Source organism: Enterovirga sp., from assembly GCF_028290205.1.
Classification (GTDB): domain Bacteria; phylum Pseudomonadota; class Alphaproteobacteria; order Rhizobiales; family Beijerinckiaceae; genus Enterovirga.
Genome location: NZ_JAQGKF010000220.1, coordinates 18,103 through 32,523, shown reverse-complemented (window position 1 = coordinate 32,523; position 14,421 = coordinate 18,103). Strand labels below are relative to the sequence as shown.

The following is a 14,421-nucleotide window of genomic DNA, read 5'->3' as shown; positions in this document are numbered from 1 at the left end:
CCTGGTGGGCTCAGGCCTTGTCGTCGAGGCCGTATAGCGAGTGGAGCGTTCGCACCGCAAGCTCGGTATATGCGGCGTCGATCAGGACCGAGAACTTGATCTCAGAAGTTGTGATCGCCCGGATGTTGATCCCCTTCTCGGCCAAGGCCTTGAAGGCCCGGGACGCGACGCCGGCATGGGACCGCATGCCGACGCCGATGGCCGACACCTTCACGACGTCCGTTGCACCCTGGATCACGGCGGCGCCGATTCGGTCCTTGTTCTCCTCGAGCAGGGCCCGGGAGCGCTCGTAATCGGCCGACGGCACGGTGAAGGTGATGTCGGTGGTGGCCGCGTCGTCGGACACAACCTGGATGATCATGTCGACATTGACGTTCGCGTCCGCGAGCGGACCGAAGATGGCAGCCGCGACGCCCGGCTTGTCGGCCACCCGCCGCAGCGTGATCTGGGCCTCGTCGCGCGAAAAGGCGATGCCGGTGACGACGGGGTTCTCCATGATGTCCTCCTCGTCGCAGATGAGCGTGCCGGGCTTGGGGTGGTCGGGGTCGTCGAAGGACGACCGCACATAGGTCGGCACCCGGTGCACCATGGCGAGCTCGACAGAGCGCACCTGCAGCACCTTGGCGCCGAGGGATGCCATTTCGAGCATCTCCTCGAAGGCCACCCGGTCGAGCCGCCGCGCGCGCGGCACCACCCGGGGATCGGTCGTGTAGACCCCGTCGACGTCCGTGTAGATGTCGCAGCGCTCCGCCCCGAGGGCTGCAGCTAGGGCCACCGCGCTGGTGTCGGATCCGCCCCGGCCGAGGGTCGTGATGCGGCCGGTCTCGGGGTGAACGCCCTGAAAGCCCGACACCACGGCAACCTCCCGGGCCGCCTCGAAGCGGGCCAGAATGGCGGCGCCATCGATCGCCGCGATGCGGGCGGAGCCGTGCTGGTCGGACGTGTGGATCGGCACCTGCCAGCCCTGCCAGGAGCGGGCCGGAATGCCGTCCTTCTGCAGCGCGATGGCGAGAAGGCCCGAGGTGACCTGCTCGCCCGAGGCCACGACCGTGTCGTATTCGGCCGGGTCGTAGAGCGGGTTCGCGTCGCGCACCCAGCCCACGAGCTCGTTGGTCTTGCCGGACATGGCCGAGACCACGACGGCGACGTCGTAGCCGGCCCGCACCTCGCGGGCCACGTGGCGGGCGACGTTGCGGATCCGGTCCACATTGGCGACCGACGTGCCGCCGAACTTCATGACAAGACGGGGCATCGACGGGCGGGGAGGTCTGAGCTGTCGGGGAATCGGCGGGGAGTGTCGATCGGCCGGGCGGTATCGCGTATGCTTCGGCCATGTCAACGCATCGGCGTCATGGCGGACCCGGCCGGGCTCCGGCCGCACCTCCTTCCTGGGCAAGGCCGGGCCGGGCTCCCGGCCCGTCTCCCAGCCTGCCGGGCTCTCCATCGTGACGGCGGCGCAGCCCTCCGTGGTGGCGGCCGAGGTCGACAAGTTCGACCGCATCGCGCGCGACTGGTGGGATCCGGAGGGGCCGATGAAGCCCCTGCACCGCATCAACCCGGTGCGGCTCCAGTGGCTGCGCGACCAATGCTGCGCTCATTTCGAGCGCGACCCCAAGACGCCGTTTCCCCTCGAAGGCCTCGACGTGCTGGACGCTGGCTGCGGTGCCGGCCTCCTGTCGGAGCCACTGGCCAGGCTCGGCGGCGCCGTGACGGCGCTCGATCCGGCCGAAGCCACGATCGCGGCCGCCCGCCGGCACGCGGAGGGGGCCGGCCTCGCGATCGACTACCGGGCCGAGACCGTGGAGGCGGCCGTCGCGCGGGGCGAGCGATTCGACCTCGTGGTCAGCATGGAGGTGCTGGAGCACGTGGCCGATCCGGCCCGGTTCGTGGCCTCCTGTGCCCAGGCGCTGCGGCCGGGCGGGCTCCTGCTGCTGGCCACGCTGAACCGCACCTTGCGGAGCTTCGCGCTCGCCATCGTGGGCGCGGAATACGTGCTCGGCTGGCTGCCCAGGGGCACGCATGACTGGGAGCGCTTCATTCGGCCGGACGAGCTGCGCCTCTCCGTGCGGGAGGCCGGGCTCACGGGGTTTCGCACCCGCGGCATGGTCTTTGATCCGCTCCGCAACCTGTGGCGGCTCTCGGACGACATCGCCGTGAACTACCTGGCGGCGGCCGAGAAGCCGCGATGATTCCCGTGACGGGCCGGATCGCCCTCGACGAGAGCGAGATCGGGGAAAGCTTTGTCCGGGCCTCGGGGCCGGGCGGACAGAACGTCAACAAGGTTTCGACGGCGGTGGAGCTGCGCTTCGACGCGGCCGGCTCACCGAATCTGCCCGAGGGCGTGAAGCTCCGGCTCAAGACGCTGGCCGGGCGCCGCATGACGCAGGACGGCGTCATCGTGATCGACGCGCAGCGGTTTCGCACCCGCGAGCGCAACCGGGCGGATGCGCTCGAGCGTCTCCTGGAGCTGATCCGGGCCGCGACGCTGGTGCCCAAGGTGCGCCGCCCCACCCGGCCGACCCTCGGCTCCAAGGAGCGCCGCCTGGAAGGCAAGGAAAAGCGCGGCCGCGTGAAATCCCTGCGCTCGGGCCGCCCGGACGCAGAGGGCTGAGCCTCAGCAGCGGTCGAAGGTGTCGACCTGTCCGCCCATCAGCTTGTCGCGCAGCCGGAACCTGTTCGGACCCGACATCTCGATCGTGCCCGAGGTCGCATAGGCGCCGGTGCCGTCCTTGCACTGCGCCGCGTAGCCGAAGGTCGTGCTGGTCTGCCGGGTCACGCCCGTGAGGCGGCAGCCGCCCCCGGCCGCCAGGTAGCGCATGGTGGTGGCGGTGAGCACGAGGCCCGTGTCACAGGTGTTGGCGCCCTGCCGCCAGCGGCCCTCGAACGGATAGGTCTGGGCGAGCGCGGGGCTGGCCGCGACGAGACCGGCGAACACGATGGATCGAAGCACGACACGACCTCACGGCAGGCGCCATCACTGGTAGCGGCAAGGGCCCGGTCCGCCAAGGCGAGCGGCGCTAGCCGACCCGCCTGAGATGCCGCAGCGGCCGGCCCGGCGCGATGGCTTCGGCGGCCCGCGCGATGCCCTCGGCGTCGAACCCATTATGCCGGAACAGGTCGTCGACGGTGCCGGTCTGGCCGAAGCGCTCCACCCCGAGCGCTCGCACCCGGTGTCCGCCGACCGAGCCGAGCCAGGACAGGGTGGCCGGGTGGCCGTCGATCACGGTGACGAGCCCGCAATGGCGCGGCAGGTCGGCGAGGAGCCGCTCCACATGCGAGCGCGCGCCCACGAACCCGTTTTCGCGGGCCCGGGTGGCGGCGCTCCACCCGGCATGGAGCCGGTCGGCGGAGGTGACGGCCAGAAGGCCGACGTCGCGGCGGTCCTCCCCCATCATGCCCACGGCCGCGATGGCTTCGGGGGCGGGCGTGCCCTGGTAGGCGACCACGATCTCGGCATTGGGGCCGGGCTTCCGCAGCCAGTAGGCGCCCGCGATGATGTCGGCCTCGAACTCGGGCGTCATCTCGCGCTGGGGCTGGGCCAGGCTGCGGGTCGAAAGCCGCAGGTAGACCGAGCCACCCCGCTCATCCGGATCGTCCAGCGGCCCGGGCTCGCCCTCCCGCTGCATGTGGACGAAGGCCCACCGCATGGCCACGGCGAGTTCGTCCACAAAGGCGGGCTCGAAGGAGCTGAGCCCGTCCTGCGACATGCCGATCAGGGGCGTGCCGATGGATTGGTGGGCGCCGCCCTCGGGCGCCAGCGCCACGCCGGACGGGGTCGCCACGAGCAGAAAGCGGGCATCCTGGTAGCAGGCGTAGTTCAGGGCATCGAGGCCGCGCGAGATGAAGGGGTCGTAGAGCGTGCCGATGGGCAGCAGCCGGGCGCCGAACAGGGAATGCGACAGGCCCAGCGCCGACAGCATCAGGAACAGGTTCATCTCGGCGATGCCGAGTTCCATGTGCTGGCCCTTGGGGCCGAAATCCCAGGAAAAGGTCGACGGGATGCGTTCGGACCGGAACAGGTCCTTCATCTCGGCCCGGGCGAACAACCCGCGCCGGTTCACGAAGGCGCCGAGATTGGTCGACACGGTGACGTCGGGCGAGGTCGTGACGATGCGGGCGGCGAGTTCGCTGTCGGTGCGGCCGATCTCGTTCAGGATCAGCCCAAAACCCTGCTGGGTGGAGATGGTGGGCTGGGTCGGCGCCGCGAAGCGCTCCGGCACCGGGATGGCGGCGGACTCGTGCCGGCGGGCGCCCTCCCGGAAAAACGGCACTTCGCCGAGAAAGCGCTCGTACAGCTCGGGATCGCCCGGCAAGCCCTCGAAGCGGTCCCATTCATGGCCGGGCCTGATGTTCAGGCTGGCCTGGAAGCCTTGAAGCTGGGTCGGCGTGAGGAGGCCCGCATGGTTGTCCTTGTGGCCGGCCAGGGGCAGCCCAAACCCCTTGATCGTGTAGGCGATGAAGACCACCGGCCGGTCGTGATCAATGCGCTCGAACGCCTGGACGAGGTTGGGGAGGTCATGGCCGCCGAGATTGCTCATCAGCGCCTGCAACTCGTCGTCCGTCCTCCGCCCGATCAGCGCCGAGACGTCGCCCTGGTCGCCGAGGTCGTCCATCAGCCGGCGCCGCCAGGCCGCGCCGCCCTGGAAGGTCAGCGCCGAGTAGAGCTGGTTCGGGCAGGAATCGATCCAGGCGCGAAGCCTTTGCCCGCCGGGCTCGGCGAAGGCCGCGTCCTGGAGCGAGCCGTATTTGAGCACCACCACGTCCCAGCCGAAGGCCGCGAACAGCGCCTCGAAGCGGTCGAACAGGCCCTCGCGGACCACCGCGTCGAGGCTCTGGCGGTTGTAGTCGATGATCCACCAGCAATTCCGGAGACCCTGTTTCCAGCCCTCCAGCAGCGCCTCGAAGATGTTGCCCTCGTCCATCTCGGCATCGCCGAGCAGCGCGATCATGCGGCCTTCGGCGCGCTCGCCGGCCCAGCCATGAGCCCGCACGTAATCCTGCACCAGGCTGGCGAAGAGCGTCTGCGCCACGCCGAGCCCGACGGAGCCGGTCGAGAAGTCGACGTCGTCGGTGTCCTTGGTGCGGGACGGGTAGGATTGCGCCCCGCCATAGGCCCGGAAGGCTTCCAGCTTCTCCCGGGTCTGGCGGCCGAACAGGTACTGGATGGCGTGGAAGACCGGGCTGGCATGCGGCTTCACGGCGACCCGGTCTTCCGGCCGCAGCACGGCGAGGTAGAGCGCCGTCATGATGGTCGAGAGCGAGGCCGAGGAGGCCTGGTGGCCGCCGACCTTGAGGCCGTCGGTCGACGGCCGCAGGTGGTTCGCGTGGTGGATCGTCCAGGTCGAGAGCCAGAGGATCTTGCGCCCGAGCTCGGCCAGGATGGGCAGACGGGAATCGACGGCGGGAGCGGGCATGGGCGGGTCTCGTGCGCCTGGATTCGATACCATTCCGGCACGGAGCAGGGCAGCCAAAGACGCCCCTTCCGGGCGGCACTACGTAGCCGGTTGTGCTAACAACGCGGGTGGAGGAGTCAGTTCATGCCAAAACGTGATCTCGACGAGATCGACCGCAAGCTCCTGGCCGCCCTGCAGGTCGATGCGCGCCTCACCGTGCAGGAACTGGCCGAGCGGGTCGGGCTGTCGGCCTCACCCTGTGCCCGGCGCGTGCGGCTCCTGGAACAGGCCGGCGTGATCCGGGGCTATGTGGCGCTGGTGGACGAGGCCGAGGTCGGCCTGCCGATCAGCGCCTTCGCGTCCATCAAGCTGGAACGGCAGCGGGAGGAGGAGCTCGACCGCTTCGGCAAGGCGGTGGCGCGCTGGCCGGAAGTCGCCGATTGCTACCTGATGACCGGGCAGCGCGACTACCTCATGCGCATCGTCGTGAAGGACCTCGCCTCCTACGAGCGCTTTCTCAAGGACAAGCTGACCCGTCTCGACGGCGTGGCGTCCATCGAGACGAGTTTCGCGCTCGGGCAGGTGAAGCGCTCGACGGCGGTGCCGCTCGGCTGAGCGGCAACCGCGGCCTCAGTTGATGACGAGGTTGATCTGCTTGATGATGCCCTCGAACGTCTCGAGCTCCTGCTTGATCTGAGCCGCCATCTCGGCCGGCGTGTTGGCAACCGGCTCCGAGCCGAGTTCGAGAAGGCGGGCCTTCATCTCGGGGGCGTTGACGATGGCGGCGATCTGGCGATGCAGCTTCGCCACGATCGCAGGCGGCGTGCCGGCCGGGGCCAGGATGCCGAACCAGGTGCCGACGTCGAAGCCGGGCAGGGCCTTTTCGCCGAGGGCCGGCACGTCGGGCAAGGCCGAGGAGCGCTTGGCCGTGGTCACCGCGAGGGCGCGGATGTTGCCCTCCCTTACCTGCGGCAGGCCCGAGGTCACCGTGTCGAACATCACCTGAACCTGCCCGGCCATGAGGTCGGTGACGGCCGGCGCGCTGCCCCGATAGGGCACGTGAACGAGGTTCGTTCCGGTCTTCAGCTTGAACATCTCGCCGATCAGGTGATGGGCGGTGCCGGCCCCTGCCGTGCCGTAGTTCAGCTCTCCCGGCTTCGATTTGGCGAGCGCGATGAACTCCTCGATGGTCTTGGCCGGGACCTTGGCATTGACCACCACCATGTTGGGCACGAGCGCCACAACGGTGACGGGCGCGAAGTCCCGGCCGATGTGGTAGGGCAGCTTGGCGTAGGCGCTCTGGGCGATGCTGTGATGCGTCGCGCCCATCAGCAGCGTGTAGCCGTCGGGCGTCGACTTCGCGACCGCGTCGGCGCCGAGCGTCGCACCGGCGCCGCCCCGGTTCTCGATCACGACCGGCTGGCCCCACTCGGCCGTCATCTTCTGGCCGATGAGCCGGGCCAGCACGTCCGTCGTGCCGCCGGCCGCAAACGGCACCACGATCTTGATGGCCCGGTTCGGGTAGGCGGCCGCCTCGTCCTGGGCATGGGCGCCGGTGACGGCCACGAGGGCGCCGAACGCGGCGCCGACGACCAGCTTCAACAGCCTCATCGTGTTCTGCTCCCTGTGACGGCCCAAAGCCGTCCGTCCAAACGTGACGCGTCTAAAGGACCCGCTGCCCGAACTTGGCCACGGCGGCCTCGGACAAGGTGAGGCCCAGCCCGGGCTGTTCCTTCAGCTTCAGCCGGCCCGCCTTGATGGCTGGCGGGTCCTCGAAGAGCTCGGCCTGAAGGGGATCGCGCTCGGGGTCGGTGAAGGATTCCACGATCGCGCCGGCCGGGCTCGCCGCCACGATATGGGCGTGGATGAAGCAGTCGTGGTGGGGCGCGATCTGCACGTGGTTCAGCTCGCACAGGCCGGCGAGTTTGCGGCCCTCGGTGAAGCCGCCCATCATCGTGCAGTCGAACTGGAGGATCTGGATCGCCTGCTCCTCGAGCAACGCCCGGCAGCCGTAGCTCGTGATCTCGCTTTCGCCGCCCGAGAGCGGGATGCGGGTCTTCTGGGCCAGCAGCTTGAGGCCGCGGCGATCGTCTTCCCAGCGCACCGGCTCCTCGAGCCAGCGCGGGTTCAGCGGCTCGAGCAGACGCGCCGCCTCGATGGCGGTCGGCAGATCCCAGGCGCGGTTCGGGTCGACCATGAAGTCGCAATCGGGGCCGATCACCTCGCGCATCAGGGCCATGCGGTCGATGTCCTCCGGCACCGGAATGCCGCCCGCCTTGGCCTTGAAGCCGGTATGCCCCTGGCCGACGAGCATCTGCATCTCGTCGCGAAGCTCGTGGTTGTCTTTGCCCTCGCGGTAATAGCCGCAGGTCACGTAGGCCGGGACCTCGTCCCGGAAGCCCCCGAACAGCCGAAACAGCGGCAGCCTCGCGGCCTTGCCGACGATGTCCCAGCAGGCGATGTCCACGGCTGCGCTGATGCGGACCATGGCCTCCTTGGACCAGCCGCGCTCGCTCGCCATCTTGCTGGTCGTGAGGCCGAACAGCTTGGCGTACAGCCTCTCGGGCGCGAGGGCGTCCTCGCCCACGATCAGATCGGCCAGGCCCGACGTCCAGGGCTTCAGCGCATAGTCGATCGGCGTGTAGCTGGTTGCGAGGCCGAAGCCGTCGATCCCCTCATCGGTGAAGAGACGGACCAGGAGTTCGTTGGCTTGAGGGACGATGAAGTGGCTCGTCCAGTGCGGCCGCTCCTGCTTGGGAGCGCGCAGCGCATAGACCTCGACTCTTGAGATCCTCACTCATGTCCTCCCGGCGACCTTTGCTCACCTCCTACAGAGTTCGGCTCCGGCCGGGAAGCGCCAATCAGGCGGCCGAAGCAGGGCCCGGCGCGCTTGCCGCGCCTGCGAGCGGCCGCTACGACCTGCCGGGCAGGAGGGACCTCATGGACATCACCCCGGCCTCGAAGCACCCGTCGCGACGGGTCAATCCGGACTGGTTCACCGGCACGGTCTGGCAGGACCCGATCGTCGAGGCGCCGCCTCCCGCCCGGATCCGGTCGGCCCGCGTCGCCTTCGAACCCGGCGCCCGCACCGCCTGGCACACCCATCCGCTCGGCCAGACGCTCTACGTCGTGCACGGCATCGGCCACGTGCAGACCAAGGGCGGCCCTGTGCGGGTGATCCGGGCCGGCGACACGGTCTACATCCCGCCGGACGAGAAGCACTGGCACGGCGCCTCGCCGACGCACGGCATGGTGCATATCGCCATGCACGAATTCGACGGCGAGAAGCACGTGACCTGGATGGAGCACGTCACGGACGAGGAATACGCGGTCGCGCCCACGGGCTGAGCCGCCCCGATCCGGTCCGCGTCGGTCAGTTGCCCATGCGGTCGCGCCATTGCGACTCGCCCGAAAAGCAGTTGGCCCCGCGGCCGCCCGCCTGCGCCGGGATCACCAGCCCGCCGCCCTCGCGCTCGGCCGCCTGGCCGGGCACCGGCCGGGCCGCTACCTCCATGATGATCTTGGTCTTCACGGCCTCGACGAACTGCTCGCGCGACCGCACCGGCACCATGAAGGCGCCCGGGCCGCCGATCACGCAGTCGCGGTAGTAGAGATCGAGTTCCGCGATGTCGAAATAGCCGGCCTCCTTGACCATGATGGGCAGGCCGTTGACCGTGATCCCGCTCTCGACCGCCTCGTCGCGGGCCAGCGTCACGGGCCGGCCCTGGTTGTTGGGGCCGTCGCCGGACAGGTCGATCACTTGTCGGGTCGCCGCGAGCCCGCTCTCGCCGAGAACCTGGCGGGCGAAGTCGATGGCGCCGGAAATCGAGGTCCGGGAGGCCCGGCGCGTAGGCCTGCCGGCGAGCTCGGCCGCAAACGCTTCTGCCGCGCGCGGCCCGTCGATCACCTGCCAGGGCAGCACCACGCGGCGATCGTGCACGCCGGCCCATTCGACATAGGCCACGCCGATGCGGCCGATCATGCCGCGGCGGATGGCGTCGTGGACGGCCGGCGACCGGAAGGCCTGGACGAAGCCCTCCCGCTGCAGAGCCTGCTCCTCGGGATCCATCGAAAAGGAGATGTCGACCGCGATCACAAGCGCGAGATCGACCTCCGTTTCGGCCCGCGCGGGTGCCGCCACGAGGAGCCCGGCCGCGACCAGGAGGCCGGAGAGGATGCGTCTGTCAGGGAAGAGCCGCATCCTCGTCTCCCGTCGGCGCGCCTGGGCGAGCCACGCCCAGCATGACGGGATAGGGCCCTCGCGCAAGCCGGGCCGCGACAGGGTCCGGTTCCGGGCGGTCCCGACCCGGCTGGCGCTGCCGGGCCGAGCCCGCCCGGTCAGGGCAGGCGGCTTGGCTCAGTTGCCGGCGGAGACGCCGGTCTTGGCCACCACATCCTTCCAAGTCGCGATCTCGCGCTCGAGGCGGGTCTGGTGCGCGGCGGGCGTCAGCTCCGCTTCGGGATAGACCTCGGTGCCGCCGGCCGCGAAGCGGGACCGGATGGTCGGATCGGCGACCGCGGTCCGCAGCGCCGCGTTCAGGGCCGCCACGATCGGAGCGGGCGTGCCCTTCGGCGCATAGAGCCCGTGCCACAGGGTGAACTCGAAGCCGGGCAGCCCCGCCTCCTGCAGAGTCGGCAGCTCCTTCACCACGTCGAGCCGCTTGGCGGAGGTGACGGCATAGCCCCGCACCGTCTTGGCCTCGATCTGCGGCACGCCGTTGGTGCTCTGGTCGCATAGGATGTCGACCTGCCCGCCCACGAGGTCGTTCATGGCCGGGCCGGTGCCCCGGTAGGCGACCTCGGTCAGCTTGGCCCCGATGGCCTGCTGCAGCAGCAGGCCGCAGAGATGGGCGTTAGAGCCCACTCCGGCATGCGCGATGGTGACCTTGGGCCCGTCCTGTTTCAGCCGGGCCAGAAACGCCTTGGCGTCGGGAGGGCCGAAATCCTTCTTGGCGGCGAGCACCATCGGGCCGGTATTCACGAGGCCCACCGGCTCGAACGCAGTTGCGGTGTCGTAGGGCAGGGACTTGTAGAGCGAGGCCGAGGCCGCCAGCGACACGTGCGCGATCAGCAGCGTGTAGCCGTCCGGCTCGGCCTTGGCGGTGCGGGCCGCCCCGACCGTGCCGCCGGCGCCGGCCACGTTCTCGATCACCACCGGCTGGCCCAGCGTGGTCGACATGGATTGTCCGACCAAGCGCGCGATGGCGTCGGTCGGCCCGCCGGCCGTGAAGGGCACGATGAGCGTGATCGGCCGCGACGGGAAACTCTGCGCCAGGGCTGGCCCGGACACGGCGGACAGGGCCAGGGCGACTGTGAGCAGGCGTCGGGTGATTCTCATGCCAAGGGTCTCCGTTTCCTCATGTTTTAGTCTTTTGCAGGAAGACTTTGCTTCCCTTTATCGGCAGCGTCCGAGCAGAGATCTGCCGTTCACCGCAGGTCCGAGAGGTAATGGAGGTCGTCGGTCCGACAGGCCGAGATCCGCCACTCGGCGGGCCGGCCGTCGATCGCGGTTGCGATGCGGTCCACCAGCAGCAGCGGCGCACCCGGCGCGACCCCGAGGCTGGCGCTCTCCTCGGGCCCGGCTGCGACCGCCTTCAGGCGCTCGCGGGCCCGCCCGATCGTGACGCCGAACCGCGTGGCATAGAGGTCGTACAGGTTGTTCGGCACCGGACGATCGCAGAGCGGCGCGAACGGCTTCGCCGGCAGCACGATCCGCTCGAATACGGCCGGCCGGCCGCCGAGCGACCGCTCGCGCACCAGCTCCACCACCCCGGTTCCCGGAGCGAGGCCGAGATGGCGCGCCGCCGCCTCGTCCGCGGCCGCAAGCCCGATCCGCAGCACGCGGCTTTCCGGAAAGCGCGGCTCGCCCTCGTCCGGCGCGAGCTTGAAGAACTGGAACAGGATGCGGGCGTCGTCGTGCCGGGCCACGAAGGTGCCGCGACCCTGGCGGCGCACGACCAGGTTCTCGGCCGCCATCTCGTCGAGCGCCTTGCGCACCGTGCCCTGGCTGGTGGCCAGCTCGGCCGCGATCTCGATCTCGCTCGGGATGGCCTCGCCGCCGCGCCAGGCGCCCCGCGCGATGCGGTCCACCAGCACCTCCTTCACCTGTCGGTACAGCGGGCGGAAGCCCACGGGTTCGGAGCTGGCGGGGTCCGGCCGAGAGCCGAGAGTGAGACGGTTGACGGCCATGTCTTACGTCTTATAGAAGACCACGCGTTCCCGCAATTCCACTTTCGGAGGTCCGATGAGCCAACCGCAACTCCTCGTGCACGACGCCAAGGACACGGTCGGCGTGGTCGTGGTCGAGGATCTCAAGGCCGGCACCGACATGCTGTGCGTCGTGACGCACGACAATTCGGATTTCCGCCTCAAGGCCGAGCAGGACATCCCGATCGGCCACAAGGTGGCGCTCCGGGACATCAAGTCCGGCGACACGATCTGGAAGTATGGCCAGGACATCGGCAAGGCCGTGGCCGACATCAGGAAGGGCTTTCACGTCCACACGCAGAACGTGAAGACCAAGCGCTGGTGAGCCGGCGGGCCCGGCCGGGCCCTGCCGCGTCCAGGCGCCATGCCAAGGGGGCGACCCCGCCATTCCGAGGGGCGGCTTCGGCCGCGCCTCCCCAGACCGCACGACGTCGACGATGTCGAACTCCCTGAAGACCTCACGACAGGACGGACGACCATGAGCCTCACCGCCACCCTCGACCAGGAGATGCGCTCCCCCTTCCCGGGCGGCGCGCCGGACCAGTTCACGACCGAAGGGCTGCCGACAGCGCGGGCCTCGCAGGACTACGAGAACGCCACCTTCATGGGCTGGCGGCGCGAGAACGGCCGCGTCGGCGTCCGCAACCACGTCATCATCCTGCCGCTGGACGACCTGTCCAACGCCGCCTGCGAGGCGGTGGCCAACAACGTCAAGGGCACCATGGCCCTGCCGCACGCCTATGGCCGGCTGCAATTCGGCGAGGACCTCGAGCTCCATTTCCGCACCCTGATCGGCATCGGCTCGAACCCGAACGTCGCCGCCGTGGTGGTGATCGGCATCGAGGACGGCTGGACCGGCCGCGTGGTCGACGGCATCCGCAAGACCGGCAAGCCGGTGGTCGGCTACGGCATCGAGGGTCACGGCGACATCGCCACCATCGCCAAGGCGAGCTACGCGGCCAAGCGCTTCCTGCAATGGGCCACCGAGCTGCCCCGCGAGGAATGCCCCATCTCCGACCTCTGGGTCTCGACCAAGTGCGGCGAGTCCGACACCACGACGGGCCTCGCCTCCTGCCCGACCGTCGGCAACATGTACGACAAGCTGATCCCGCACGGCATCTACGGCGTCTTCGGCGAGACCTCGGAGATCACCGGCGCCGAGCACCTCTGCAAGGAGCGCGCGGCGAGCCCGGAGATCGCCGACAAGTGGTACAAGATGTGGAAGTCCTATCAGGACGACGTGATCGAGCAGTTCAAGACCGATGACCTGTCCGATTCGCAGCCGACCAAGGGCAACATCGCCGGGGGGCTGACCACCATCGAGGAGAAGGCGCTCGGCAACCTCGAGAAGATCGGGCGCGACTGCCGCTACATCGACGCGCTCGAGCCGGCCGAGGCGCCCGCCAAGGGCCCGGGGCTGTACTACATGGACACGTCCTCGGCCGCGGCCGAATGCGTGACCCTGATGGCGGCGGCTGGCTACGCTGTGCACACCTTCCCGACCGGGCAGGGCAACGTCATCGGCAACCCGATCGTGCCGGTCATCAAGATCTCCGGCAATCCGAAGACCATCCGGACCATGGGCGAGCATATCGACGTGGACGTGTCCGGCGTGCTCCGCCGCGACATGACGCTGGATCAGGCCGGCGACGCCCTGATCGACATGGTGGTTCGCACGGCCAACGGCCGCCTCACGGCCGCGGAATCGCTCGGGCACCGGGAATTCTCGCTGACGAAGCTGTACCGGAGCGCCTAGAGCTTCCCCCCGCCTCGGCGTAAGCCGGGGCGGTTCACCGCCGGCCGGATGCCGGCTTCGCCGGCGCCAACGGTTCAACCATGCCCGATATCGTCATTTCCGAGTTCATCGAGAGCCACGTCATCCAGGACGGGCTCAAAGGCTTCGACGTCCATTACGACAAGACGCTCGTGGACCGCCCCGACGCCCTGAAGGCGCTGCTCGGGGACGCCCGGGCGCTGATCGTCCGCAACGCCACCCAGGTCACGGCCGACATCCTGCAGGCCGGTCCCAAGCTCGTCTGCATCGGTCGGCTCGGCGTCGGCCTCGACAACATCGACCTCGCGGCCTGCCGGGCACGGGGCCTCGCGGTGTACCCGGCCACGGGGGCGAATGCCGTGTCGGTCGCCGAATGGGTGATCGCCACCACCATGCTGCTGCTGCGCGGCGCCTACGGGTCCAGCCGCGAGGTGATCGCCGGCACCTGGCCGCGCGAAAACCTGATCAGCGGCCGGGAGATCTCCGGCAAGCGGCTCGGCCTCGTCGGCTTCGGCTCCATTGCCCGCGAGACGGCGCTCCGGGGTGCAGCCCTCGGCATGAGCGTTGCGGCCTACGATCCCTTCGTCGCGCCGGACGACCCGGCCTGGACCCAGCCTTTCGGCCGCGTCGAGCGCCTGAGCCTCGACGATCTCGTGGCCACGTCCGACGTGATCTCGCTGCACGTGCCGCTCACCGCCGAGACCCGCAACCTGATCGACGCTGAGCGGCTCACCCGCACCAAGCCCGGCGCCATCCTGGTCAACGGCGCCCGTGGTGGCATCGTGGACGAGGCCGCGCTGGCCCGCGCCCTCCAGGAGGGCAGCCTCGGCGGCGCGGCGCTCGACGTGTTCGACGAGGAGCCGCTCTCGGCGGCGCGCGGCGCGGTCTTCGCCGGCTGCCCCAACCTCATCCTGACCCCGCACATCGCGGGCCGGTCGGTCGAGGCGAATGACCGCGTCTCGTCCGTGGTGGTCGAGCGCGTGCGGGCGCATCTCGCCGCCGGATGAGCGGGATGGGCCGCGCCCGTCCCCAGCCTGACACCCGGAG

At 69.8% G+C, this 14,421-nt stretch carries 15 protein-coding genes; 7 read left to right on the top strand and 8 right to left on the bottom strand.

Annotated features, from left to right (window positions below; translation table 11 throughout):
* Positions 1-10 precede the first annotated feature (10 nt).
* Positions 11-1,252: an aspartate kinase gene (locus JWR86_RS15275; protein ID WP_299567138.1), complete on the bottom strand. Its 1,242-nt coding sequence runs from the start codon at positions 1,250-1,252 to the stop codon at positions 11-13.
* A gap of 190 nt (positions 1,253-1,442) precedes the next feature.
* Between JWR86_RS15275 and ubiG the strand changes: the two genes are divergently transcribed.
* Both ubiG and arfB read left to right on the top strand, forming a co-directional pair.
* Positions 1,443-2,189 carry a bifunctional 2-polyprenyl-6-hydroxyphenol methylase/3-demethylubiquinol 3-O-methyltransferase UbiG gene (gene ubiG / locus JWR86_RS15270; protein ID WP_299567190.1) on the top strand — a complete coding sequence of 249 codons (747 nt, stop codon included), beginning with the start codon at positions 1,443-1,445 and terminating at the stop codon, positions 2,187-2,189.
* Positions 2,186-2,611, top strand: a complete 426-nt coding sequence (gene arfB / locus JWR86_RS15265) for an alternative ribosome rescue aminoacyl-tRNA hydrolase ArfB (RefSeq protein WP_299567136.1) — start codon at positions 2,186-2,188, stop codon at positions 2,609-2,611. Before ubiG ends, arfB begins: the two co-directional genes overlap by 4 nt.
* Before the next feature lie 3 nt (positions 2,612-2,614).
* Here the strand turns inward: arfB and JWR86_RS15260 are convergent, their stop codons facing one another.
* Together JWR86_RS15260 and JWR86_RS15255 are read right to left on the bottom strand one after the other, a co-directional pair.
* On the bottom strand, positions 2,615-2,950 hold the full coding sequence (locus tag JWR86_RS15260; RefSeq protein WP_299567134.1) for a hypothetical protein: 336 nt from the start codon (positions 2,948-2,950) through the stop codon (positions 2,615-2,617).
* A gap of 67 nt (positions 2,951-3,017) precedes the next feature.
* On the bottom strand, positions 3,018-5,414 hold the full coding sequence (locus JWR86_RS15255) for a transketolase (protein WP_299567132.1): 2,397 nt from the start codon (positions 5,412-5,414) through the stop codon (positions 3,018-3,020).
* A 123-nt stretch (positions 5,415-5,537) separates the two neighbouring features.
* Here JWR86_RS15255 and JWR86_RS15250 point away from each other — a divergent pair, with 123 nt between their 5' ends.
* On the top strand, positions 5,538-6,008 hold the full coding sequence (locus JWR86_RS15250; protein WP_299567130.1) for an Lrp/AsnC family transcriptional regulator: 471 nt from the start codon (positions 5,538-5,540) through the stop codon (positions 6,006-6,008).
* A gap of 15 nt (positions 6,009-6,023) precedes the next feature.
* Here JWR86_RS15250 and JWR86_RS15245 read toward each other — a convergent pair whose 3' ends face one another.
* Entirely contained in the window at positions 6,024-7,004 is a 981-nt protein-coding gene (locus JWR86_RS15245; protein ID WP_299567128.1) for a tripartite tricarboxylate transporter substrate binding protein, read from the bottom strand.
* Between the two features lie 52 nt (positions 7,005-7,056).
* Positions 7,057-8,190 carry a mandelate racemase/muconate lactonizing enzyme family protein gene (locus tag JWR86_RS15240; protein ID WP_299567126.1) on the bottom strand — a complete coding sequence of 378 codons (1,134 nt, stop codon included), beginning with the start codon at positions 8,188-8,190 and terminating at the stop codon, positions 7,057-7,059.
* A gap of 143 nt (positions 8,191-8,333) precedes the next feature.
* Here JWR86_RS15240 and JWR86_RS15235 point away from each other — a divergent pair, with 143 nt between their 5' ends.
* Entirely contained in the window at positions 8,334-8,741 is a 408-nt protein-coding gene (locus JWR86_RS15235; RefSeq protein WP_299567124.1) for a cupin domain-containing protein, read from the top strand.
* Positions 8,742-8,766: 25 nt separating this feature from the next.
* Here JWR86_RS15235 and JWR86_RS15230 read toward each other — a convergent pair whose 3' ends face one another.
* The 3 genes from JWR86_RS15230 to JWR86_RS15220 form a co-directional block, all read right to left on the bottom strand.
* Positions 8,767-9,594, bottom strand: a complete 828-nt coding sequence (locus JWR86_RS15230) for a DUF1194 domain-containing protein (RefSeq protein ID WP_299567122.1) — start codon at positions 9,592-9,594, stop codon at positions 8,767-8,769.
* A 156-nt stretch (positions 9,595-9,750) separates the two neighbouring features.
* Complete coding sequence (locus tag JWR86_RS15225) at positions 9,751-10,731, bottom strand: tripartite tricarboxylate transporter substrate-binding protein (RefSeq protein ID WP_299567120.1); 981 nt, start codon at positions 10,729-10,731, stop codon at positions 9,751-9,753.
* 89 nt (positions 10,732-10,820) lie between these two features.
* On the bottom strand, positions 10,821-11,582 hold the full coding sequence (locus JWR86_RS15220; RefSeq protein ID WP_299567118.1) for a GntR family transcriptional regulator: 762 nt from the start codon (positions 11,580-11,582) through the stop codon (positions 10,821-10,823).
* Positions 11,583-11,637: 55 nt separating this feature from the next.
* Here JWR86_RS15220 and JWR86_RS15215 point away from each other — a divergent pair, with 55 nt between their 5' ends.
* From JWR86_RS15215 to JWR86_RS15205, 3 genes are all read left to right on the top strand, one after another.
* Positions 11,638-11,925 (top strand): UxaA family hydrolase, encoded by a 288-nt coding sequence (locus tag JWR86_RS15215; protein ID WP_299567116.1) that lies wholly within the window; start codon positions 11,638-11,640, stop codon positions 11,923-11,925.
* A gap of 153 nt (positions 11,926-12,078) precedes the next feature.
* Complete coding sequence (locus JWR86_RS15210) at positions 12,079-13,356, top strand: UxaA family hydrolase (protein WP_299567114.1); 1,278 nt, start codon at positions 12,079-12,081, stop codon at positions 13,354-13,356.
* A gap of 80 nt (positions 13,357-13,436) precedes the next feature.
* Positions 13,437-14,381 (top strand): hydroxyacid dehydrogenase, encoded by a 945-nt coding sequence (locus tag JWR86_RS15205; RefSeq protein ID WP_299567112.1) that lies wholly within the window; start codon positions 13,437-13,439, stop codon positions 14,379-14,381.
* Positions 14,382-14,421 lie beyond the last annotated feature (40 nt).

Excerpts from the sequence above, each read along its gene's own strand:
- JWR86_RS15250 (WP_299567130.1), top strand. The coding sequence starts at position 5,538 with ATGCCAAAACGTGATCTCGACGAGATCGACCGCAAGCTCCTGGCCGCC.
- JWR86_RS15215 (WP_299567116.1), top strand. The coding sequence starts at position 11,638 with ATGAGCCAACCGCAACTCCTCGTGCACGACGCCAAGGACACGGTCGGC.
- JWR86_RS15220 (WP_299567118.1), bottom strand. The coding sequence starts at position 11,582 with ATGGCCGTCAACCGTCTCACTCTCGGCTCTCGGCCGGACCCCGCCAGC.
- JWR86_RS15255 (WP_299567132.1), bottom strand. The coding sequence starts at position 5,414 with ATGCCCGCTCCCGCCGTCGATTCCCGTCTGCCCATCCTGGCCGAGCTC.
- JWR86_RS15210 (WP_299567114.1), top strand. The coding sequence starts at position 12,079 with ATGAGCCTCACCGCCACCCTCGACCAGGAGATGCGCTCCCCCTTCCCG.
- JWR86_RS15275 (WP_299567138.1), bottom strand. The coding sequence starts at position 1,252 with ATGCCCCGTCTTGTCATGAAGTTCGGCGGCACGTCGGTCGCCAATGTG.
- JWR86_RS15230 (WP_299567122.1), bottom strand. The coding sequence starts at position 9,594 with ATGCGGCTCTTCCCTGACAGACGCATCCTCTCCGGCCTCCTGGTCGCG.
- JWR86_RS15245 (WP_299567128.1), bottom strand. The coding sequence starts at position 7,004 with ATGAGGCTGTTGAAGCTGGTCGTCGGCGCCGCGTTCGGCGCCCTCGTG.
- JWR86_RS15205 (WP_299567112.1), top strand. The coding sequence starts at position 13,437 with ATGCCCGATATCGTCATTTCCGAGTTCATCGAGAGCCACGTCATCCAG.
- JWR86_RS15235 (WP_299567124.1), top strand. The coding sequence starts at position 8,334 with ATGGACATCACCCCGGCCTCGAAGCACCCGTCGCGACGGGTCAATCCG.
- JWR86_RS15225 (WP_299567120.1), bottom strand. The coding sequence starts at position 10,731 with ATGAGAATCACCCGACGCCTGCTCACAGTCGCCCTGGCCCTGTCCGCC.
- arfB (WP_299567136.1), top strand. The coding sequence starts at position 2,186 with ATGATTCCCGTGACGGGCCGGATCGCCCTCGACGAGAGCGAGATCGGG.